This is a genomic window from Microvirga soli (genome assembly GCF_016734765.1).
GTDB classification, from domain to species: domain Bacteria; phylum Pseudomonadota; class Alphaproteobacteria; order Rhizobiales; family Beijerinckiaceae; genus Microvirga; species Microvirga soli.
Genome location: NZ_JAERQE010000049.1, coordinates 1 through 20,586 on the forward strand (window position 1 = coordinate 1; position 20,586 = coordinate 20,586).

Here is a 20,586-nt window from a genome sequence, read left to right on the forward strand (position 1 = left end):
AGACCCAACTTCGACAAGTCGAACTTCCTCGCTGTCTCAGCCCGTCTGAGTGCCGACTTTGTCAACGCAATCTGCCAAGACCCGACCTTTACGAACTCACCAGTCAGTAGCGGTTCATCATCCGACAGGCTGTGCCAACGGGACCGCCCTACATACGAAGGTGGGCCCGTGTGTCTATTTCTTCAAAGGCTGCGTGACCACCTACATGCCAGTTGATCCTGCTCAGCGGATTGAGGTGCCTTCGTCACTCTGCCTGTGGACGACCACCTGAAAGAGGCGCTCGACGTCCTCACGCCTGACCAACCCAGTGCCGTGGTTCAGGACAGCCGCGGTTCCCGCAGCCATACCCCATCGGAAAGCTTCTCCGGGTGCAGCACCGCCCGCCAGGGCAAGCGTCATCGAGGCGAGGAAGCTGTCGCCGGCATCGACGGCACTGTGGACGTCCACCTTCAGGGCGGGAAGCCGGATGGGACCGCTGGCCTGTGCCAGGAGAGCGCCGTCGTGACCCATCGTGACCGCGAGCAACTCGACCTGCCCCGACCGGACAACGTCCATGGCGGCGTCCTCCTGTTCCTTGGGATCCCTCAGGCTTCGGCCGACGAGTTGCTCGAATTCACCCAGGCTCGGCTTGGCGAGATGGACGCCGCCCGCCGCGATGGTCTCGCGAAGGGCCGGTCCCGACGTGTCGAGGACGAGCTTCATTCCCTTCTCTCGGGCGATGGCGGCGACCCGGACATAGAAGTCGGAAGGGACGCCCTTGGGGATGCTGCCGCTTGCCACGAGATACTCGCAGTCCAGGGTGCCCAGCGCCGCAAGAGCTTCCTGCCACTCGGACGGAGCGACCTCGGGTCCCTCGGGAACGAAACGGTACTCAAGCCGGGTGCTGCGTTCGAAGACGGTGTGACTGACCCGCGTATGATCCTTGATCGCGACTCGCCTCCCGGCGATGCCGCTCCCCGCGAGCAGTTCCTCGAGCCCGGCGCCGGTGACACCTCCGGCTAGATATAGCGCGAGCGACGGGCCGCCGAGTTCCTGGATCACCCGCGTGACGTTGATCCCGCCGCCACCCGGCTCGTAGCGCTCGTTGGTTGTGCGCACCTTGTGGACCGGGCGCACCGCTTCGGCCTCGCTGGATCCATCGATGGCCGGGTTGAGGGTCAGGGTCACGATCGGCTTCATGTCTGGAATCATCTCCGCATTCCCTTAGCAAGGACTATCGCTGAAGTGCATGAGCCCCGGGGAACCATGATCCTTTGGCTCGCGGGTCAGGCGCCTGATCGCCTGTTGGCGCCAGTTCGTCCTGCGGGACGGTACGTTGCGGCGCATTAGCCCGGTCCAGGCAAGGCTCATGGCCCCTGGGTCGGAAGAGCTCCGGCCCTCATCGCCAAGCCGATCCTATCGAGTGGTCGTCCGCGTCCAGGCGGGCGGATCGCTGGCCGGGAAGGATTCCTCGTCGGCCTCCTCGACGATGTCCGGGACGTACCCTGGGGCATCGGCAACGGTAACCAGATCGGTGTGTCCGAAGCCTTTGGAGTAGTCGAGCACCGAGATGACGGTCGGCGTCACGCGGAAGATGCGAACCTCCTCCGAGCCCGGCATCGGCCCCGGCAGGGAGGTCTGCTCGGGATACTTCCGCACGAGCATCTGCATCACCCTGGCAGCCTCGGCCATGTCGGGTACCGCCTGCGCATGCCCTGCCATGGGCAGGCCGCTGATCGCCATGATGTCCGACGTGTCGTGGTCAATCGTCAGGGACACCCGATCATCCTGTGCCAGGTTCTTCGCCTTCTGGCTGTCGAGACCACACAGGAAGTAAACGGTGAAGCCCTCGCTGGCGTAGCCGACGGTGGTCGCCTGCGGCCAGCCATCGGGCCTGAGGGTGGCCACCGTCATGATCCGATGCTGCTCCAGCAGCGTCAGGATCTTTCGTCTGATTTCCTCGTCCATCTCCCGCCTCCATGATGACGCGCAATCCACCGCGGACGAAATCGATTGGACGCCGACTATCGGGATCTCTGGAAGCCGTTGAGCCGAGCCGTCCAGTTGGACGGCCAGAAGGCCAGCACGCCTACGACGAGTGTGAGCAGCAGGAGTGCCACCATGACCTGGATGATCCCGAAGTTGGGCGCATCCTCGGCGACGACCCAGCCCGTTACGGCAGCGGCGGCAATCATCAAGAGGCGGACGATCCAGGAGATCATGTCCTCCTCCGTCGACTTGAGGCTGCACAGGATCCGTCGGGTCCTGCCTTCCATGTGCCTGCCTCAGTATAGCACTTCTTCGGGTGCGTGGTTTGATTCAGATCAAGGCGGGGGCAGGTGAAGCCACTCAATATCATGCCGTCTGGTTCGGGTCTGAGATGCTCCGGCCGCCAAGCTGCCTCAGGTTCACCGAATTGTTCTGCTTAACTTAGGTTAGTTGCTTAGGCGGACGCTGTAACAACCAGAACACCAGCGGAGGAAGCCATGCCAACAGATGTGCAGCATCTGCGCTTCCAGGAAACATCGCGCACGGATCGGGTGTATTCACCCGACATCCTGCCCCGGCTCCAAGCGCTTCTAGCCGATCTGGCGGACATCGATCTTGCCTGTCAGCAGAAGCTCGAAGCCATCGAACGCAGCCTCGGCGATGAGAGCCTCAAACGCAGGAAGATAGCCCGGCTTTGGAAAGATCATCAGGACCGCCGCGCACCCTACGTTGCGGCGCTTGAGGAACTCCAGGCGCAGGCCAGGGACTGCTTCGGGTAATCAGGCGCAGCCCCGGTGTTGCGGGATGAGAAGAGGTCTGGTCCATGCTGGCAATGGTCCTCCACGAGGTGCGCACGCTCCTCCGGCTTCAAGAGTGGCCCCTGCCGTCACCAGGCCCAGGCGAGATCCGCCTGGTAGTGGAGGCCTGCGCGGTCTGCCGCACCGATCTTCACGTGGTGGATGGCGATCTCCCGAACCCCAAGCTGCCCATCATCCCCGGCCACGAGATCGTCGGGAGGATCGATGCGCTCGGCGGTGGCGCGACAGGCTTGCGCATCGGCGAGCGTGTCGGCGTTCCCTGGCTTGGCCACACCTGCGGTCATTGTTCCTACTGCACCTCCGGACGTGAGAACCTCTGCGACGATCCCCTGTTCACCGGCTATACCCGGGACGGCGGCTTCGCGTCCCATGCCGTTGCCGACGCGGCCTACGCCTTCCCGTTGCCGGACGACGGCGATCCCGTTGCCTTGGCCCCGCTCCTCTGTGCCGGCCTGATCGGCTGGCGTTCGCTGGTGGCGGCGGGCTCCGGCGAGAGGATCGGCATCTACGGCTTCGGAGCGGCGGCTCACATCATCACGCAGGTCTGCACCTGGCAGGGGCGGCGGGTCTATGCCTTCACGCGCCCCGGCGACAATGCCGCCCAGGATTTTGCCCGTTCGCTCGGTGCCGTCTGGGCTGGCGACTCCGATCACGGTTCACCCGAACCGCTCGACGCCGCGATCATCTTCGCGCCCGTGGGCGAGCTCGTGCCTGTTGCCTTACGGTCCGTGCGCAAGGGTGGCCGCGTCGTCTGCGGCGGCATCCACATGAGCGACATCCCGCAATTCCCCTATCGGCTTTTGTGGGGGGAGCGGCAGGTGGTGTCCGTCGCCAACCTGACCCGTCAGGACGCCCAGGATTTCCTGGCGATCGTCCCCAAGGCGCGGATCAGGACGCACACGGTGCGCTATCCGCTAGAGGCCGCCAACGCGGCCTTGGACGATCTTCGATCAGGACGGCTCCAGGGGGCTGCGGTCCTGATCCCCTGATTGAAGGATGTAAACGAATGTCATCGCATCCCATAACCAAACGAAACGCTCAGAGGGAGGAATCCATGCTCCAGAACATCCGCGGCATCTTGATCGGGATCACGGAAGAGGGCGAAGCCGACGAGCGTTCCTCGGCCCTGGCCTATGGGCTCTCGCTTGCCCGAGAGGCCAGCGCCCATGTCACGGTTCAGGCGGCGTCCCTGAAGCTCTCCTTGACCCATGCTTTCGTCAGCTCCTTCGCAGAAGGGCTCGTGGCGGCCGAGAACCGCCGCCTGGATACCCGGCGCACGCTGCCGCGGAGGCGTCCCAGCGTGCGGCTGCGGCATCGGGCGTGGCCTGCACCACCCAGGCGCCGCAGCTTGCCTATCCGTCCCTCATCAGGAGCTTTGCCGGCCTCGCCCGTGCTCATGACCTGACGATCCTCGACGCCGAACCGATTGCCCTGGCCGTCGACCGGGGGCTGATCGAGGCCGTGCTCATGGACAGCGGCCGGCCTCTCATCGTCGTGCCTCCGGGTCGGGAGGCTTTTGCAGGAGACCGGATCATCGTGGCCTGGGACGGCAGCGCCAAGGCAGCGCGTGCCCTCAACGACGCCCTGCCGTTCCTGCGGGCTGCCACGCAGGTCGAGCTGGTCAGCGTGACGGGCGAGAAGGACTTGGCGCACACGGTGCCCGGCGCGGAGATCGCGCCGCATCTCACACCCCATGGTGTCACGGTGAACCTCCTTGCGCTGCCGGCCCTCGATGGGGACGTGGCCGAGACCTTGCGCAACCATGCTCACCTGACGCGGGCCGACATGATCGTGATGGGGGCCTATGTCCATTCGCGCCTGCGCGAAATGATGCTCGGCGGCACGACTCAGTCCCTGCTCAAGAACGTGCCGGTCCCCCTGTTCCTCTCCTACTGACCGGAAGGGGCACGGCATCCACGCATGCCCTTCACCGAAGGAGGACTGCATGTACAGGACCATCCTGATTGCCACCGACGGCTCGTCGCTGGCGGCTCGCGCAGTCGAACACGGAACCAACCTGGCAAAGGCTCTCGGGGCGACAGTCCTGCTGCTGACCGTTACCGAGCGCTTTCATCTCTTTGCGATGGAGGCCGATCAGCTCGAGGAGACGCCGAACTCGTTCCGGGAGCACATGCAAAGGCAGGCCGATCATACCCTCGCGGAGGCCGCGGAGATCGCGCGCAACCTCGGCATCGAGGCCCGTACGCTTCACATGGAGGACGATGCGCCGTACCGGGCGATCATCCGTACGGCGGAGGACCATGTCTGCGACATCATCGTCATGGCTTCGCACGGCCGCGGCGGGGTCTCGGCCCTCCTTCTCGGGAGCGAGACCATGAAGGTGCTCCACCACTCGAACATTCCGGTCCTCGTCGTGCGGTGATGAAGCCGGACCCTAATCCTGTACGGAATCGAGATAGGCGAGCAGGTCGTTGATCTGCGCGGGATCGAGCTGGAACTGGGGCATGGAGGGGTGGCCTGTCGTGATGCCCTCCGCGAACGCCTCCGCCAGCGACTCGATGGGATAACGGGTGTGCAGGGTCCGGAAGGGCGGAGCCTCCGGAATGGGACTCTCGCCCACGCGGCCGATGGCATGGCACTGGGAGCAGTTCGTCTGCGCGAAAGTGAATCCGCGCTGGACCCGGCCCGACTGAGCCACGGCTGCCGTCGAGATGCATGCGAGGACAAGGCATGAACGTGTGAGCGGCTTCATCATCGATGCCCTCCTGCTCCACCGGGCTCCGCCGGCGTCACCGAGACCACCTGAAATGTGTAGGGCCTTCCATCGTCGTCCTCGATGGTGACGTATTCACCTTCGGCAAAGCGATGCTGGTGCAGGTGATAGCCTGCCTCCTCGTCACCTGGCCGACCTTGGTTGTAGTCGATCATCCAGGTCGCTCCGCCGGCCCCGCCCGGCCGATGGACCAGGACACCCTGTTGCTCGCCCTCGTCGGCCCAGAAACGGCGGACCCGGCAGTAGGCCCGTTTGTCCGCCCATTCCTCCTGATCGAGATGGCCGCCGTCGTCGAGCGGCGCGGTGATGTCGTAGCCGTAACGGGGACTTCCCTCGGGAAATTGCTTGCTGCGGGCCAGGTGAAGCGTGACGTGATGGAGCATCGGTCCCTCCCGGACATGGCCACGTCGTCAATAGGACATGCCATTGTGGCAGAGCTTAGGGAGGACCACTCCCTGCCGCCTTGATCCTGATCAACATGCAGCAGGACCGGGTTCACGAAAGCCGATCCGAGGCTATTCGCGGGCTCTGTCCCTCAGAGCATCCCTGATGCGCCGGATGATGACGCCCTTCGCGTTCCGACCGGCCGCCGCTTCGACCGCATCGTTGATCTCGAGAAGCAGCTCCGCGTAATCGTTGTGCCAATCCCGATGGCCTGCGCTCGCAGGCGGGAGGCGTTCTTCGTGGCGCTCGATCCGGACCGCTTGGTCACCCGCCAGCTCGAAGACGTCGTCGATCTCCGGAATGATCGCGCCAGGGACGTGATCGAGCTCTCCGAGGGACGATTGCAGCGCCTTGAGGGGTGCGTCCTCGCCATGCACGAGGAAGACCCCACGTCGGACCGGAAGGCGCTCAGTGAACCAAGCCTTCAGCTCAGGTCCGTCCGCATGCCCCGAGTAGAGATCGAGCGTCCGCATGCGGGCGCGGACCTTGATATCCTCGCCATGGATCCGGACCTTTGAAGCGCCATCCTGAAGGATCCGTCCGAGCGTGCCTTGCGCCTGGAAACCGACGAAGAGGACGGTGGCTTCGTCCCGCCAGAGCCAGGCCTTCAGGTGATGCCGGATGCGGCCCGCCTCGCACATGCCGCTGGCCGCGATGATGATGTGGAAGCTGTGGATGCGGTCGATAGCCTTGCTCTGCTCGACACTCTCGGTGAAACGGACCCAGCGGGACTCGAGCGCCTGCACCAGGTCAGCGCCGTTCCTGAGATCCCCAGCGTGCCGCTTGAAGATGGCGCTGGCTTTGGAGGCCAGGGGCGAGTCGATGAAGATCGGGATATCCGGCAGTTCACCCGCTTCCATCAATTCCATAAGATCGACGAGAAGCTCCTGCGTTCGCTCCACCGCGAACGACGGAATGAGCAGCACACCGCTCGGATGCATGGCCGCGCGGACCTCGTCGCGGAGGATCTGCCGGCGGTGTTCGATGGTCGTGCCAGCTCGGTCCGTATCGCCATAGGTCGATTCGAGGAGGACGTAGTCGAGGTCGCTCGGCCCATCCGGGTCCGGTTGCAGGAGCTTGTGGTCTGGTCCGACATCGCCGGAAAACAGGAGGCGCGTCGGCTTCCCGTCCTCTCCATGAGTCACCTCCATCTCGATCGACGCCGAGCCCAGGAGATGACCCGCATTCCAGTAGCGGGCGCGGAAGCCGGGAGCCACGTCCTGCCATTGGCCGTAAGCCACAGGCCGGAATTGCGTGAGGGACGCGATGGCGTCCTCTTCCGTGTAGATCGCGGATACCGTCTCGCGTCCGCGGCGGCGGTTGCGTCGGTTGAGCTGGTCGACCTCCATTTCCTGGATGTAGCCGGAATCCGGAAGCATGATGGATGCGAGATCGGCCGTTCCGGCCGTCGCGTAGATCGGGCCGTCGAAGCCGGCCTTCACGAGCTTCGGCACGAGGCCGCTGTGATCGATGTGGGCATGGGTGAGGCAGAGCGCGTCGATCCCTGCGGCGCGGAACGGGAAATGCTGGTAGTTCAGCTCCCTCTCCTCCTTCGATCCCTGAAACATGCCGCAGTCGATCATGACGCGGACGGCGTCCGTCTCGAGCACGAAGCAGGAGCCCGTCACGGTTCGGGCGGCGCCGTGGAAGCGAAGGCGAAGCGACACGGGATGCTCCTGCATACGGGGAAGTGCCGGACGGTGAGGATCGCACCTTGGTACCCTCTCGTCGAGCCGTTAGGTTTGATCCATGACAAACCAGCGGAAACGGCGATCATGACCTCCCACGCAGCGTCATCAAACGGCACCTGCCCCGTCACGGGCAAAACCTACCCGATGCGGGAGTTCGTCGTCATCGACCAGTTGCGTCCTGCCCTGGCGGACAGGATCCGACAGGATCACCCGGAGTTATCCGCTCACGGCCGGGTCAGCCAGGCGGCGGTCGACCAATACCGTCTGCTCTACGTGGAGGAACTGCTGCGTCAGGAACGCGGGGAGTTGAGCCGGCTCGACAAGGAGGTGGCGCGCAGTCTCGCCGAGGGCAGCATGGTCACGGCCAATGTCGAGGAAAGCTTCGACGAGAAGCGCACCTTGGGAGAGAGACTGTCGGACGGGCTTGCCACATTCGGCGGCAGTTGGCCATTTCTGATCACCTTTGGACTGGGACTTGCAGCCTGGATCCTCACCAATGCCATGCGCGGATCGCAGGCCTTCGACCCGTATCCCTACATCCTGCTCAACCTCGTCCTGTCCTGCATTGCGGCCGTTCAGGCTCCGATCATCATGATGAGCCAGAGACGGCAGGAGGCGAAGGACCGGCTGCGCTCCTTCAACGACTACCAAGTCAACCTGAAGGCGGAGCTCGAGATCCGGCACCTGCACGAGAAGCTCGATCATCTCATCACGCGCCAGTGGGAGCGGCTCGCGGAAATCCAGGAACTCCAGATCGAGCTGTTGCAGGAGCGGCGCTGAGCACGGACCAGGGCGACGATGGCCTCAGGAGCTTCTCGAAGGCTACCGCGCTCTTTTACCGAGGCGACGCAGGGCCTCGATCCATGCCGCCCGTTTGCGGTCGCTCATGCCCTCGATCATGCCGATCAGCGTGTGCCGGTTGGGGCCGATGCCGACCAGGGACAGGATGCTGCGTTTGAGGCTCCTGAGGCTGTGCGCTCCGAAGTACCAGCGATACGCGAAGGCCGGCATGCCCATGGTGATGACGATGCGCGAGGATCTGCCTTTGAGCGCGCTCTTCCAACTGCTGCCAGCACCGGCGCCACCCGTCATGAACGCGGGCCGCAGAACCTGCTCCAGGAAGCCCTTGAGGAGGGCTGGCATTCCTCCCAGCCAAAGAGGATAGATGATGACGAGGTGCTCGGCCCATGCCAGCGTCCGCTGGGCCTCCGCGATGACGGCTGGCGGCGGGGACTCCTCCCAATCGGCTTTCGAGCGCAACAACGGGAAGTCTAGATCGGCGACGCTGATGACGCGGACCTGATGGCCGCCCGCGAACGCCCCTTCGGCATAGGCCTCTGCCAGTGCATGACAGAAATGCCTGCCACCGGGGGGTTGGATGACCCTGGATAATGACGATGTGCGTCATGCCGTTGTCCGTTGCTGGTTGGAAGGCCTCGATGCCGCCCTGAGCCGCTTGGCGAACCCGAACCAGCCGCTCGCCAGGATCGCAATGGTCAGTGCTGTCGCCAGCCATGACAGGCTCGGCGGCGAGAGACGAAGGATGGCGGCCAGCACTGGAACATAAAGGAAGGTGGCAACGAGGACGGCAGCCCCGGCCCCGATTCCCCAGAACGCGAGTCTCCTGCTGTCGAAAAAGGAGGTTCCCGGCTCTGCCGCGTCGGCAAAGGCGAGGACCAGATTGGCGACCACTAGGGCCACGAACGCGGATGCCCGCGCTTGCATCTCGGTGGCGCCTGCATTCAGTGCCCAAACATAAAGCCCGAGGACGGCTCCGAGAACAATGGCTCCCTGGATGAACCCGAGCACGATCTGGGACGTGCCGAAGAGCGGCTCGCTCGCGGGACGGGGCGGCCTCTCCATTGCGCGCTCCTCGCTTGGCTCCCCCTCGAAGGCGAGCGAGCAGACCGGGTCGATCACGAGTTCCAGCAGGATCACGTGCATCGGGTACAGGATCGGCGGCAGCCCCATGACGAGGGGCAGCAGGGCCAGCCCGGCGATCGGCACGTGGACCGCTGTCACGTAGATCAGTGCCTTGCGCAGGTTCGTGAAGATGCGCCGCCCGAGCCGCACGCCGCCGATGATCGAGACGAACCGATCATCGAGGAGGACGAGATCCGCCGCCTCGCGCGCCACATCCGTGCCGCGCTGCCCCATGGCGATGCCGATGTGGCCGGCCTCGAGCGCCGGCGCGTCGTTGACGCCGTCCCCGGTCATGGCGACGATCTCGCCGTTGGCTTTCAGCGCCTCGACGAGGGCAAGCTTCTGCTCCGGCATGATGCGGGCGAAGACGCGGATGCGCCGGACCCGTTCGCGCAGGCCTTCAGCGTCGAGTTCTGCGATCTCCCGACCGGTGAGCACGCCGGCACCCGTATCGATCCCGGCATGGCGGGCGATCTCCAGGGCCGTGGCCGGGTAGTCGCCCGTGATCATCGCAACGGTGATCCCGGCCCGTGTTGCCTCGGCGACCGCCCGGGGAACATCGGGCCTCACCGGATCCACGAAGCCCACGAGGCCTTCAAAGGCGAACGCCAGATCCTCGGGAGCCGACGCACAGTCCCTCGCCTCTCGCACCGATGCTACGCCGAGCACCCGCAGGCCGCGGCTCGCCAGTCCCGCAACCACGGCATCCGTCGTGGCCCGTTCGTCATCGCTCATGTGGCAGAGACGGAAAACCGCCTCCGGTGCGCCTTTCGCGGCGTACAGGACACCACCCATCACGTCCGGCCAGACCTGGATAAATGCCAGAAGCTCGGGACGGAGCGGATGGGTGCGGAGCGGGGCCCCTGCCCTGTTCGCCTCGTCGAGCAGCCGTTCCGCCACCGCGTGGACGGCACGGTCCATTGGGTCGACGGGACGAATGGCCGAAGCCAGGGCGGCCACCCGAAGCGTCTGCTCCATGGATTCGGGCAGCCTGTTGCCGCCCTCGAGCTCCTGAACCCTGCCGTCCCGCCAGACCATGGTGACAGCCATCCGGTTCTCGGTCAGCGTCCCGGTCTTGTCGACACACAGGAACGTGGCTGCGCCGAGGGTCTCGATGACCGCGGCGCGGCGCACCAGCACCTTGTCCCGGGCGAGGCGGAATGCCCCGAGCGCCATGAAGATCGCCAGCACCATCGGGAACTCTTCCGGCAGGAGCGCGATGGCCAGCGTGATGCCGGACAACGCGCCGCCGATCCAGTCGTCCCGCAGCACGCCGTACGCCAAGGCGGCGATGGCGCAGAACGCGAGCGCGAGGATGCCGAGTTTGGCAACGAGAGCGCCGGTCGTCTTCTGGAGCAGCGTCGGCTCGTCCTTGATGGTGGCCAGCGAGGCGCCGATGCGTCCCAGCCACGTCGAGGCACCGGTGCGCACGACGTGGATCATGCCTTGCCCGCGCACGTTCAGGGTCCCGGCAAACAGGTACGGGGTGTCGTCTCCCCCGGGCTCCGGGTCGTCGGCTCCGTCCAGCCCGGTCGGCGCAGGACGTTTGGACACCGGCACGGACTCGCCCGTGAGGGCGGACTCGTCGACCGTCAACGCGTCACCCGCGATCAGGAGGCCATCAGCGGGCAGACGTTCCCCCTCCCCGATGAGGACGAGATCGCCCGGCACGACCTCACGCGCCGGGACGCGCCGCTCGGTCCCGCCGCGGATCGCCCGGGCGAAGGGCTCGGCCAGCTCGCGCAGGGCTGCCAAGGCCCGCTCGCTCCTCGCCTCTTGCAGCACCACCAGGCCGATCGTCACGACGGCGCCGGTCATCATGAACAGGCCTTCCCCGATGTCGCCGAGCACCAGATAAAGCCCGGCCGCGGCGAGAAGGAGCAGGAACATCGGCTCGCGCAGGATACCGCGGACGATGGCGATAAGGCCGCGGGAGCGCGTCCCCGCGACCGCGTTGGGTCCATGTCGCGCGAGGCGGCGGCCCGCCTCGGCCTCGTCGAGGCCCGTCAAGCCCGCAGGTGCGACCGTCGCGGCGTCCGCGTCATGGCCACTCGGTACCGTTCGCGCATGCACGGCCATGTCCGCTCCCGGTTGGAAGGATCCGATTCAATGAGCCACCAGGATCGGGCTTTCCGATGTGGTCAACATGTCCCGCGTCGCGCCGCCGAACACCTGCTCCCTCAGACGGGTATGGCCGTAGGCTCCCATGACGACGAGATCCGCGGAAACGCGGCGCGCCTCCTCGAGGATGACGTCGCCGACGTCGCGGTCCCTGCTCTCGGCAGTGACGACCTCCGCGACGATATTGTGGTGGGCGAGGTGGGCCTTCAGCTCCGCCACCGGCTCGGCATCCGCCGGAGGATCCACGACCAGGACCACCACTCGGGCGGCCTGCTCGATGAACTCCAACCCTTCGCGCAGGGCACGGGCCGACTCGCGGCTGCCGTTCCAGGCGACCAACACGGTCTCGATCGGCCCCTGCCGGCGGCGGCCAGGCGGCACGAGCAGAAGCGCGCGCCCGCTGCCGAACAGCACCGCCTCCACCAAGTCCGGCCAGAGCGGGGACTTGGCCTTGCCGTAGCACCGCGTGGCGATGAAGAGATCGGCGCACCGGGCCTGGTCCACAACCTTCCCGGTCAACGCACCGAACGTCTCGTCGAACCGGCGCAGCTCGCTCGGCACCTGAAGGCCGGCCAATCGCTCCGTCAGCCGCCTAGCCGTGACATCACCATCCTTCATGGCTTGGTCCTGGAGTTCGGTCAGAACCTGGATCGCGGCCGCGCCGCCATCCATGGGCATGGCGACCGTGAGATCAGGAAGCTGGTTGGTAAAAAGCCCGATCAGATGAGCCCGCCCAGCCGTCGCGAGGGCTTGCCCATGTTCCAGCCGGATCTCGTCCTCGGGACTTCCATCGAGATGCACCATGATGTCCTTGATCATCGCTCTCTCCCTCTGCGTGCCCAGACACAGCCGTTGTGCCGCAGCGACTATCGATCATCATGTGGTCGAAATCGGGGTGGATTCTTTGATCTGACGCAATTCGCCCGAGAGCGCTCGGGTTCAATGTCGAGTGATCCACCGACCTCGGCACGCGGGGTTAGCCCGGAGGCTGCAATGCCGTCCCATACGACTGGTGCTCTCACGGGCGGTCACTCGCCGCAGGCCCAAGCCGCCTCGCTTCCCAAGCGAAGGCGGGATCAGCCTCCTGCGCCAACGGTACCTTCGCCGTCCCTTCGGTCCCAACCGTCCGATGATGCCGAACTCCATCGGATCCGGGACGCTCTCGACCATGCCGCCCATGCGGGCCTGGCGCGTCTCACGGGCGGCCTGTCACCGGCTGCCGTCTTCGACGCCTACATGGACTGGGCCGTCAATCTCGCCATCTCGCCGGGCAAGCAGGTTGAACTCGCGGCGAAGGCAGCCCGCAAATGGGCGCGGCTGGCGCAGTTCGCCTCGCGCTGCGTCAGTGGCGGGGGCACATGCGAACCGTGCATCGAGCCGTTGCCCCAGGACAGACGCTTTGCCGAAGCCGAGTGGCAGCAATGGCCCTTCAATCTCATTCAGCAGGGCTTCCTGCTCCAGCAGCAATGGTGGGATAACGCGACGACCGGAATCGACGGCGTCACCAGGCAGCATCAGGCCGTGGTCGAGTTCATCTCGCGCCAGATCCTCGACATGGCATCCCCCTCGAACTTCCTCCTGACCAACCCGGTCGTGCAGCGGCGCATCCTGGAAACGGGCGGCCAGAACCTCGTGCAGGGGTTCCGCAACTTCCTGGATGACTGGGAGCGGGTCGTCCGCTCGGAGCCCCCCGCAGGCGTGGAGGCCTTCCAGGTGGGCCGGGATGTGGCCGTCACCCCGGGCAAGGTGATCTACCGCAACCGTCTCATCGAGCTGATCCAGTATGCGCCAACGACGGAGAAGGTCCGGCCGGAGCCGATCCTGATCGTGCCGGCCTGGATCATGAAGTACTACATCCTGGATCTTTCACCCGAAAACTCGCTCGTCCGTTATCTCACGGACCAGGGCTTCACGGTCTTCATCATCTCCTGGAAGAACCCGACTGTGGAAGATCGGGATCTCGGCATGGACGATTACCGAACGCTTGGGGTGATGGCGGCGCTTGATGCCGTGAACGCAGTCGTTCCCGATCAGAAGGTTCATGCGGTCGGCTACTGCCTTGGTGGCACGCTCCTCTCCATCGCAGCCGCCGCGATGGCACGCGACGGCGACAAGCGCCTGGCAACGCTCTCCCTGCTGGCAGCACAGGCCGACTTTCGGGAGGCCGGAGAGCTCACCCTGTTCATCAACGAGGGCCAGGTTCATTTCCTTGAGGACCTGATGCGCAGCCAGGGCTATCTCGACACCCGGCAGATGGCCGGGGCTTTCCAGCTCCTGCGCTCGAACGACCTGATCTGGTCGAGGCTCGTGCGGCACTACCTCATGGGCGAGCGGACGCCCATGAACGATCTCATGGCCTGGAATGCCGATGCGACCCGCATGCCGTATCGCATGCATGCGGATTACCTGAGGCAGCTCTTCCTCGACAACGATCTCGCCGAGGGACGTTTCCAGATCGACGGCCGTCCCATCGCCATCAGCGACATCCGGGCGCCGATCTTTTCTGTGGGGACGAAGCGCGATCACGTGGCGCCCTGGCGCTCGGCGTTCAAGATCCATCTGCTGGCCGATACCGACGTGACTTTCCTTCTCACCACGGGCGGCCACAATGCCGGCATCGTAGCTGGAGCGGACAGTTCCAAGGGAAGCTTCCAGGTACTGACCAGATCCGCCACGGGCCACTTCCTGGATCCCGACACCTGGACCAGGATGGCGCCTCGCTTCGAGGGCTCGTGGTGGCCGGAATGGGCACGCTGGCTCACCTCGCATTCGGGTGAGCCTGTTGCCCCTCCAGCCATGGGAGCAACCGCGCAGGGCTACCCTGCTTTATACGATGCACCCGGCACCTACGTCATGCAGGCCTGATCGGAAGTCGTGACATCTTCCCAATCCTATGGGGTGATTGCCACCTTGAGCACGCCATCGCGCTGGTGTCCGAACAGGTCGTAGGCCTCCTCGATTTGGTCGAGCTTGAAGCGATGCGTCACGAGAGGACGCGTGTCGACCCGGCCGGACGCGATGGCGCCCATGAGCCGCCGCATGCGTTCCTTGCCGCCCGGGCAAAGTGTCGTCCGGATGGTGTGGTCGCCCAGGCCTGCCAGGAAGCCGTCGAGCGGGATCCTGAGATCGCCCGAATAGACCCCGAGCGACGACAGGGTGCCGCCGGGCCTGAGCACGCGCAGCGCCGCCTCGAAGGTCTCCTGCCGTCCGAGCGCCTCGATGGAGACGTCGACACCGCGTCCGTCGGTGAAACGCATGATCTCCGCGACGGGATCGGCGTTCGTGAAGTCGACCACGTGATCCGCGCCCATGCGGCGTGCCATCTCCATGCGTGCGGGCACGCTCTCGACCGCGATGATGGATGTGGCGCCCATCAGGCGGGCGCCGGCCGTGGCGCACAGGCCGATGGGGCCTTGTGCGAAGACCGCCACCGTGTCGCCGATGCGGATGCGTCCGCTCTCCGCGCCGGAGAACCCGGTCGACATGATGTCGGGGCACATCAGCACCTGCTCGTCGGTGAGCCCGTCCGGCACGGAAGCGAGGTTCGCCATGGCGTCGGGAACGAGCACGTATTCGGCTTGGCAGCCGTCGATGGTGTTGCCGAAGCGCCAGCCGCCGAGCGGCTTCCACCCATGCTTCGTGCCGGCTCCGTCCTGGGAGTGGCAGCCGCACAGGCAGGCGGCGCTGTGCCCGCTCGGCGTGATCGCGCCGGCGATGACCCGCTGGCCCTCGCGGTAGCCCTGCACGGCCGAGCCGAGCTTCTCGATGACGCCGACAGGCTCGTGCCCGATGGTGAGGCCCCGGGCGACCGGATACTCGCCCTTGAGGATGTGCACGTCGGTGCCGCAGATCGTCGTGGTGGTGATGCGGATCAGGGCGTCGAGTGGTCCGACATCGGGGATCGGCTTCTCATCGAGGACGATGCGTCCGGGCTCGACGAAAATGGCGGCTTTCATCCTGGGCATGGCAGTCCTCCCCAGTTGGCTCGTGCGGTGGCCTCGCGGCGCGATCCTGAACGTAGTCCAGTTCGAGAGGACCGACATTGACGCGGATCAAGACAAGTCGGGGAGCGTCACTTCCCCGTCGGATGACGACGTCCTCGAACCGATCGGCTCCGACCGCGTTTGCATTGGCTGACCTCTAGCTCGACCTCGTGTCGTTGGATTTTTCCGAGGTCCCACTTTCCTGCTGTCCTGCTTCACCCTGACCGGTCGTGCCCCGCCCTTGAACCTGGATGCGCCGGGAGCGCTCCGGCTGCCTAGTCTTCGGTACCGTCACCGTGAGCACGCCGTTTTCGGCGCTGGCCTGGACCTGATCGGAATCGACCGCGTACGGCAACCGCAGCGAGCGCTGGAAGGTGCCGTAGGAGCGCTCGACGAAGTGGAAGTTCTCCTTGTCGTCCTTGCGCTCGAACTTCTTCTCGCCCCGGATGGTGAGCACGTCATCATCGAGGCTCACGTCGATGTCCTGCTCGGCCACGCCGGGCAGTTCGGCCGTGATGCGGATCTCCTTGTCCGTCTCCGATACGTTCATGCTGGCATTGACGAAGTTGCCGACGTCACCTTGGCCTTGGCTGCCGGCTGCGGCAGGCAGGCTGGCGCCGCGGAAGACATCGTCGAAGAGACGGTTCATCTCGCGATGCAGCGACAGAAAGGGATCGCCGGGGAACATCCCGCCGCCTGGGCGGAAGGGGGTCATGGGATTGCGGGCCATTGTGCATTCCTCCTCATCAGTCTCTGATGCCGGGCGGGTGGCGTCCCGCTCTGGAAGGGCAACACAACTCGGACAGACTGTTCGGATCCGGCTTTCGGCCAAGGGCGAGCCCTGGCGAAGGCGCCCGATCCGCAGGGTCGATGATAGTCCTCCAGCGGCCGTCTTGGAATGGGGATCGGGTCTCAATCCCGCCTCGCGGTGATCACCGCGAGCGTCACCGAGCAGAACGCCACGAACATCACGGCTGCGTTCACTGCGTGCGAGTACTCCCATTCCTGGCGCAACCTGCTCCAGTCGTCCGGAATGGTCGTCAAGTTGGCGGTCGCCTGATTGGCCGGGAAGGTCCACGCGAAGAAGATCGCGAAGAAGGCCACGAGGCACAGGGCGGCCGTCCAAGCGAAATAAACGGCCGGACGCTGCCGCCGAAGCATGATCGCCAGGGTGACATTGAGGATGAGTGCGACCACGTCAAAGAGTCCAAGCCAAGCCCAGCCGGCATAGATGCCCTGGACGCTCAGGTAGGCATCTCGCGGCAAGTTGATCTTGTTGGGCAGCGCGAACAGGTGAGCCCCAGTGGGCACCAACGCGAGAGCGGTGATGAGGACCGCGAAGAACTGTACCACCCGTGAGCTCATACGATGACTCCTTCTATCCGGGGTTTTTAGAAGGTCTGCTAATGGGATGGACCGGCCGTGCTTACCGGTGCACCCTTCATCAGGGGCGCCCAGCACGAGGATCTGAGCCATGCCTAAAGCTCCGCTTCCGCCCATTGCCACCCTTGGCATCGACATCGGCAAAAACAGCTTCCACCTCATCGGCTTGGATGCGCGCGGCGCCATCGTCCTGCGCCAGAAGCTCTCGCGCGGACAGGTTGAGCAGCGCCTTGCCAATATGCCCACCTGCCTGATCGGGATGGAAGCCTGCGTCGGCGCCCACCATCTCAGCCGTCAGTTGCTGGCGCTCGGTCACGATGTGAAGCTGATCCCAGCGCAGTTCGTAATCCCCTTCCGTAAGAGCCATAAAAATGACTTCCGCGATGCCGAAGCCATCGCCGAGGCGGTGCTCCGCCCCACCATGCGGTTCGTGCCAACGAAGAGCGTCGAGCAACTCGACCTGCAAGCTCTCCACCGCGTCCGCTCACGGCTGGTGAGCCAGCGGACAGCGGTGATCAACCAGATTCGCGCCTTTCTGCTCGAGCGCGGGATTGCGGTGCGCCAAAGGCTGCGCTCGCTGCGCCAGGCATTGCCGGACATTCTCGCCCAGCGAACGGACGTGCTCACGCCGCGGATGACGCACATGATCGAGGCGTTGATGCAGGACTGGCAGCATCTTGACGAGCGCATCGATGCAGTGACCGGCGAGATTGAAGCCTTGGTGGCGGCAGACGATGCCTGCCAGCGCGTGATGAGCGTGCCAGGTGTCGGGCCGATCATTGCCAGTGCCATGGTGGCAACGATCGGCAATGGGGCGGCTTTCCAACGCGGTCGCGACTTTGGGGCCTGGCTCGGCTTGGTCCCGCGCCAGATCTCCACCGGTGACAGAACCGTGCTGGGCCGCCTGTCGAAGCGTGGCAACAGCTACCTGCGCTCCCTGTTGATCCAGGCCGCCCGTGTGCTGCTGCTCTGGCCGGCCAAGTGGCGCCAGCACAGCTTTGGTGAATGGCTGACGGCCGCCTCGATGCGCCTGCACCACAACGTACTGGCAGCGGCTCTGGCCAACAAGCTAGCCCGCATCGCTTGGAGTGTGCTGAGCCAGAACCGGACTTATGAACCACGTACAGCGGCTGTGATGGGCTAAGGACTGTACCCCTTACCCGGCTCAGCCGCTTGAAGTTCGCCGAGGTCTGCGAGAGAAAGACGAGATGGAGAACGGTTGCGCCGTCACATTGGTGCTCTGGTGACCCCGATGGCCGAAAGGGCCGATCCGCTAATGAGAACCGATGTGCGCGGATACCCATGATGGCCGGGAGCAAAGCTCCGCACGGGCCGGATACATTAGCGCAAGACCATCCTCACCATCTCAAAAATCTCTTGCGACGCACGGCCGGTCCATACATGGGGTCAAAGTGTAACGTTGGGCGGACAAAATGAAGGTCCGCTCATCCCAGCGGTGCAGAAGTACGGCGAAGGTCAGCCCGTGCCGGGAGCGGCCGTTCCCGGCCGGGCGGAGGTGCCACCTCAGGAACGGGGAAGGGATATGTAGCCGGACGCCCCCCGCCGGCGGAGTTCACGCGCGCCCGGATCGTTGCCAATGGGCAAAATGCGATGAGGCGGCCCGCCCTTGGGAATGCGGCGTCCTGTCGTATTTTCGTGCGCATGGACGATAACGTCGTCCAGCGGGAAGCCGTCTTCTGCTCTCTGGAACTCGATACGATCGATGGTCGCGCCGGAAAGGCCACGAGGCTCGGAGTACGAGAGCATCGTCAGGAGATAATGAGCACCGACTTGTCCCTCGAACCGAGTGCCGGCTGGACCCGTCGAAGCAGGGCTCGAACCGCTCAAACGTCCCTCGCCGGTTGCATTAGCCCTCTTTGTTTCGGGTAGGATGGCTGCCAATCACTTCCAACGTTCACCTAGCGTTCTTGCATAGATGGCCACCCTGATCAAGCTTGGCCTTTCGGCAGGCAGCGGCCGCTCCAAATCGCAAGAGCCAAGAGCCGCCAAGCAGAGACCCCAGCACCAAAGGTCCAAACTCGCCTCCGCAAATTCGCCCGTTGGATGGACCACACGCGGCCTACGTACTCTCGATCACCAGGTTCCTAGGTAGACTGGTAGGGCGTCGCCGGACAAGTTCCATGCGAAGAGCAAGCTATCGAGTCCTCAAACCCTCCAGGACTGCGCGACAGGACTCAAGGCCCGCTTGCCAAGAAAAACCGCTCAATTGTCTGGATTGAATCCCTCAGAAGGACAAATACGAAGGAATCATCGTGAGTGCTCTAGTAATAATCCGATTCTTTTGTCAACAATTTCGATTGTCTCCGCGTATTCCGCCGTTCTCCCTCCCGGAGAGGCTAAACGCTGTACATGTCGGGACTACATATCGAGTGCCATCCAAACTGGCCGGCTGCATCAATACTTGACATTGCCCCAAAGCCGCCTGACATTTCCTACAGGTTTTTGAATCGCGCAGATCATGAGAGGGAACAACCCAGTTCCGAGAACGAGTTTCCGATAGATAGCAACTGCCAGAGTTGGAGTCGCAATCGGACGAGGCAGCCCTCGGTTCGACGACTGATGTCTTGGCACGCAGATGTGGGCGCCGAAGCCGCTAGGCTGGGTACTGGCTTCGGCGACAACGTCAAGCGTCCTGTGTGAAATACGAAACCCGTTACGGGCACAACCGCGGAGCTTCAACATGGCCCACAATCGGTACACCTTCACAGAGAGCAAGTATTCACGCTTCCTCAAAGAGGGTCGGGGACGCGGAGTCGGCAAGGACTACAAGCCGTGGCTTACAGTCTTCGATGTGCGTTCCCGGGGACGTGTTCACCGTGTTTTTTGCGCAATGACCGGACGTGTACACCATCTTCTCTCCGATAACGAGTATCGCGCCTTCCTGGTCCTGTGGTGGCGGGATGATACAATAGACATACGCGAGCAGTTTCCCATTCTCGATCGTCGCGAAACGTTGGCAATTGCTCGTTTGCTCGGAGTGCGCCATCCCGTCGATCGCAGTAGCCAGACGCCGATAGTCGTCACGACAGATCTTCTTTCCACGCATGATACAATCCACGGTCAAACGTTGGCCGCGCACGCGGTCAAGGAGACGGATGACCTATCCAACGCTAGGACGCTCGAGAAGCTTGAAATTGAGCGAACGTACTGGATGCAACGCGGTGTTCCCTGGTCATTAATGCTCAGTGCCGATCTGAGAAACAACTTCACCAGAAATCTCGCGTGGATATACGACCCTGGACCTCACACTCGCGGCGACGTGATGGCTCGAAGGGCTGATGAGTTGTTGGCCCCCTTTTTGTTTGAGGCAATCGGTTCCAACAGAAATGATCCTGTGCGCTGCATCTGTCTCAAAATGGACGCCAGGCTTGGCCTCACCCCGGGACGTACGCTCGCCTGTCTGAGGCGGCTCATAGCGGCCAAACGGATCCGTGCACCACTCGACGTTGCACGAATTCAAGATCTGCCAGCTTCACTGTTTCGGTTCTGATTGCCAATGC

General features: G+C 64.2%; 19 protein-coding genes and 1 pseudogene. 8 read left to right on the forward strand and 12 right to left on the reverse strand.

Going from position 1 to position 20,586, the window contains the following annotated elements; translation table 11 throughout:
• Positions 1-222: 222 nt before the first annotated feature.
• The 3 genes from JKL45_RS24505 to JKL45_RS24515 form a co-directional block, all read right to left on the reverse strand.
• On the reverse strand, positions 223-1,179 hold the full coding sequence (locus JKL45_RS24505) for a 1-phosphofructokinase family hexose kinase (RefSeq protein ID WP_201864424.1): 957 nt from the start codon (positions 1,177-1,179) through the stop codon (positions 223-225).
• A gap of 216 nt (positions 1,180-1,395) precedes the next feature.
• Positions 1,396-1,947, reverse strand: a complete 552-nt coding sequence (locus tag JKL45_RS24510) for a pyridoxamine 5'-phosphate oxidase family protein (RefSeq protein ID WP_201864425.1) — start codon at positions 1,945-1,947, stop codon at positions 1,396-1,398.
• A gap of 56 nt (positions 1,948-2,003) precedes the next feature.
• Positions 2,004-2,255 (reverse strand): hypothetical protein, encoded by a 252-nt coding sequence (locus tag JKL45_RS24515; protein ID WP_246498916.1) that lies wholly within the window; start codon positions 2,253-2,255, stop codon positions 2,004-2,006.
• 210 nt (positions 2,256-2,465) lie between these two features.
• On the opposite strand from JKL45_RS24515, the gene JKL45_RS24520 reads away from it, so the two are divergent.
• The 4 genes and pseudogenes from JKL45_RS24520 (at position 2,466) to JKL45_RS24535 (ending at position 5,169) form a co-directional block, all read left to right on the forward strand.
• Positions 2,466-2,747, forward strand: a complete 282-nt coding sequence (locus JKL45_RS24520) for a hypothetical protein (RefSeq protein ID WP_201864426.1) — start codon at positions 2,466-2,468, stop codon at positions 2,745-2,747.
• A 44-nt stretch (positions 2,748-2,791) separates the two neighbouring features.
• Positions 2,792-3,775, forward strand: coding sequence for a zinc-dependent alcohol dehydrogenase family protein (locus JKL45_RS24525; protein WP_201864427.1), 984 nt, complete (start codon positions 2,792-2,794; stop codon positions 3,773-3,775).
• A gap of 65 nt (positions 3,776-3,840) precedes the next feature.
• Positions 3,841-4,682, forward strand: a pseudogene (locus JKL45_RS24530) (universal stress protein).
• Positions 4,683-4,731: 49 nt separating this feature from the next.
• Positions 4,732-5,169 carry a universal stress protein gene (locus JKL45_RS24535; RefSeq protein ID WP_201864428.1) on the forward strand — a complete coding sequence of 146 codons (438 nt, stop codon included), beginning with the start codon at positions 4,732-4,734 and terminating at the stop codon, positions 5,167-5,169.
• Positions 5,170-5,181: 12 nt separating this feature from the next.
• Here JKL45_RS24535 and JKL45_RS24540 read toward each other — a convergent pair whose 3' ends face one another.
• The 3 genes from JKL45_RS24540 to JKL45_RS24550 form a co-directional block, all read right to left on the reverse strand.
• A complete protein-coding gene (locus tag JKL45_RS24540) occupies positions 5,182-5,499 on the reverse strand; it encodes a c-type cytochrome (protein ID WP_201864449.1) in 318 nt (105 codons plus the stop codon).
• Positions 5,499-5,903 (reverse strand): hypothetical protein, encoded by a 405-nt coding sequence (locus JKL45_RS24545; RefSeq protein WP_201864429.1) that lies wholly within the window; start codon positions 5,901-5,903, stop codon positions 5,499-5,501. Before JKL45_RS24545 ends, JKL45_RS24540 begins: the two co-directional genes overlap by 1 nt.
• 132 nt (positions 5,904-6,035) lie before the next feature.
• Positions 6,036-7,631 (reverse strand): MBL fold metallo-hydrolase, encoded by a 1,596-nt coding sequence (locus JKL45_RS24550; RefSeq protein ID WP_312897031.1) that lies wholly within the window; start codon positions 7,629-7,631, stop codon positions 6,036-6,038.
• A gap of 108 nt (positions 7,632-7,739) precedes the next feature.
• Between JKL45_RS24550 and JKL45_RS24555 the strand changes: the two genes are divergently transcribed.
• Positions 7,740-8,435: a DUF1003 domain-containing protein gene (locus JKL45_RS24555; RefSeq protein WP_201864431.1), complete on the forward strand. Its 696-nt coding sequence runs from the start codon at positions 7,740-7,742 to the stop codon at positions 8,433-8,435.
• 42 nt (positions 8,436-8,477) lie between these two features.
• Here JKL45_RS24555 and JKL45_RS24560 read toward each other — a convergent pair whose 3' ends face one another.
• Genes JKL45_RS24560 through JKL45_RS24570 form a run of 3 tightly spaced genes read right to left on the reverse strand, consistent with a single transcriptional unit; the run spans position 8,478 to position 12,518 of the window.
• Positions 8,478-9,035 carry an NAD(P)H-dependent oxidoreductase gene (locus tag JKL45_RS24560; protein ID WP_312897032.1) on the reverse strand — a complete coding sequence of 186 codons (558 nt, stop codon included), beginning with the start codon at positions 9,033-9,035 and terminating at the stop codon, positions 8,478-8,480.
• A 24-nt stretch (positions 9,036-9,059) separates the two neighbouring features.
• A complete protein-coding gene (locus JKL45_RS24565; RefSeq protein ID WP_201864432.1) occupies positions 9,060-11,657 on the reverse strand; it encodes a cation-translocating P-type ATPase in 2,598 nt (865 codons plus the stop codon).
• A gap of 27 nt (positions 11,658-11,684) precedes the next feature.
• Positions 11,685-12,518, reverse strand: a complete 834-nt coding sequence (locus JKL45_RS24570) for a universal stress protein (protein WP_201864433.1) — start codon at positions 12,516-12,518, stop codon at positions 11,685-11,687.
• Positions 12,519-12,692: 174 nt separating this feature from the next.
• Between JKL45_RS24570 and JKL45_RS24575 the strand changes: the two genes are divergently transcribed.
• Positions 12,693-14,564 (forward strand): PHA/PHB synthase family protein, encoded by a 1,872-nt coding sequence (locus JKL45_RS24575; RefSeq protein ID WP_201864434.1) that lies wholly within the window; start codon positions 12,693-12,695, stop codon positions 14,562-14,564.
• Between the two features lie 26 nt (positions 14,565-14,590).
• On the opposite strand, the gene JKL45_RS24580 is transcribed toward JKL45_RS24575, so the two are convergent.
• From JKL45_RS24580 to JKL45_RS24590, 3 genes are all read right to left on the reverse strand, one after another.
• Complete coding sequence (locus JKL45_RS24580; protein ID WP_201864435.1) at positions 14,591-15,664, reverse strand: NAD(P)-dependent alcohol dehydrogenase; 1,074 nt, start codon at positions 15,662-15,664, stop codon at positions 14,591-14,593.
• Positions 15,665-15,839: 175 nt separating this feature from the next.
• The gene (locus tag JKL45_RS24585; RefSeq protein ID WP_201864436.1) at positions 15,840-16,412 is read right to left on the reverse strand and encodes an Hsp20/alpha crystallin family protein; all 573 of its coding nucleotides are present in this window, start codon (positions 16,410-16,412) and stop codon (positions 15,840-15,842) included.
• 182 nt (positions 16,413-16,594) lie between these two features.
• Entirely contained in the window at positions 16,595-17,047 is a 453-nt protein-coding gene (locus JKL45_RS24590; protein ID WP_201864437.1) for a DUF1772 domain-containing protein, read from the reverse strand.
• 109 nt (positions 17,048-17,156) lie between these two features.
• Between JKL45_RS24590 and JKL45_RS24595 the strand changes: the two genes are divergently transcribed.
• Both JKL45_RS24595 and JKL45_RS24600 read left to right on the forward strand, forming a co-directional pair.
• On the forward strand, positions 17,157-18,209 hold the full coding sequence (locus JKL45_RS24595) for an IS110 family RNA-guided transposase (protein ID WP_201864438.1): 1,053 nt from the start codon (positions 17,157-17,159) through the stop codon (positions 18,207-18,209).
• 1,557 nt (positions 18,210-19,766) lie between these two features.
• Entirely contained in the window at positions 19,767-20,576 is an 810-nt protein-coding gene (locus JKL45_RS24600; protein ID WP_201864439.1) for a TnsA endonuclease N-terminal domain-containing protein, read from the forward strand.
• The last annotated feature ends 10 nt before the right edge of the window (positions 20,577-20,586 follow it).

What these genes read in the sequence shown, in the direction of transcription:
- JKL45_RS24570 (WP_201864433.1), bottom strand. Translation starts at nt 12,518, where the DNA reads ATGATCAAGGACATCATGGTGCATCTCGATGGAAGTCCCGAGGACGAG.
- JKL45_RS24575 (WP_201864434.1), top strand. Translation starts at nt 12,693, where the DNA reads ATGCCGTCCCATACGACTGGTGCTCTCACGGGCGGTCACTCGCCGCAG.
- JKL45_RS24595 (WP_201864438.1), top strand. Translation starts at nt 17,157, where the DNA reads ATGCCTAAAGCTCCGCTTCCGCCCATTGCCACCCTTGGCATCGACATC.
- JKL45_RS24590 (WP_201864437.1), bottom strand. Translation starts at nt 17,047, where the DNA reads ATGAGCTCACGGGTGGTACAGTTCTTCGCGGTCCTCATCACCGCTCTC.
- JKL45_RS24505 (WP_201864424.1), bottom strand. Translation starts at nt 1,179, where the DNA reads ATGAAGCCGATCGTGACCCTGACCCTCAACCCGGCCATCGATGGATCC.
- JKL45_RS24555 (WP_201864431.1), top strand. Translation starts at nt 7,740, where the DNA reads ATGACCTCCCACGCAGCGTCATCAAACGGCACCTGCCCCGTCACGGGC.
- JKL45_RS24540 (WP_201864449.1), bottom strand. Translation starts at nt 5,499, where the DNA reads ATGAAGCCGCTCACACGTTCATGCCTTGTCCTCGCATGCATCTCGACG.
- JKL45_RS24515 (WP_246498916.1), bottom strand. Translation starts at nt 2,255, where the DNA reads ATGGAAGGCAGGACCCGACGGATCCTGTGCAGCCTCAAGTCGACGGAG.
- JKL45_RS24535 (WP_201864428.1), top strand. Translation starts at nt 4,732, where the DNA reads ATGTACAGGACCATCCTGATTGCCACCGACGGCTCGTCGCTGGCGGCT.
- JKL45_RS24510 (WP_201864425.1), bottom strand. Translation starts at nt 1,947, where the DNA reads ATGGACGAGGAAATCAGACGAAAGATCCTGACGCTGCTGGAGCAGCAT.
- JKL45_RS24545 (WP_201864429.1), bottom strand. Translation starts at nt 5,903, where the DNA reads ATGCTCCATCACGTCACGCTTCACCTGGCCCGCAGCAAGCAATTTCCC.
- JKL45_RS24600 (WP_201864439.1), top strand. Translation starts at nt 19,767, where the DNA reads ATGGCCCACAATCGGTACACCTTCACAGAGAGCAAGTATTCACGCTTC.
- JKL45_RS24585 (WP_201864436.1), bottom strand. Translation starts at nt 16,412, where the DNA reads ATGGCCCGCAATCCCATGACCCCCTTCCGCCCAGGCGGCGGGATGTTC.
- JKL45_RS24580 (WP_201864435.1), bottom strand. Translation starts at nt 15,664, where the DNA reads ATGCCCAGGATGAAAGCCGCCATTTTCGTCGAGCCCGGACGCATCGTC.
- JKL45_RS24565 (WP_201864432.1), bottom strand. Translation starts at nt 11,657, where the DNA reads ATGGCCGTGCATGCGCGAACGGTACCGAGTGGCCATGACGCGGACGCC.
- JKL45_RS24520 (WP_201864426.1), top strand. Translation starts at nt 2,466, where the DNA reads ATGCCAACAGATGTGCAGCATCTGCGCTTCCAGGAAACATCGCGCACG.
- JKL45_RS24525 (WP_201864427.1), top strand. Translation starts at nt 2,792, where the DNA reads ATGCTGGCAATGGTCCTCCACGAGGTGCGCACGCTCCTCCGGCTTCAA.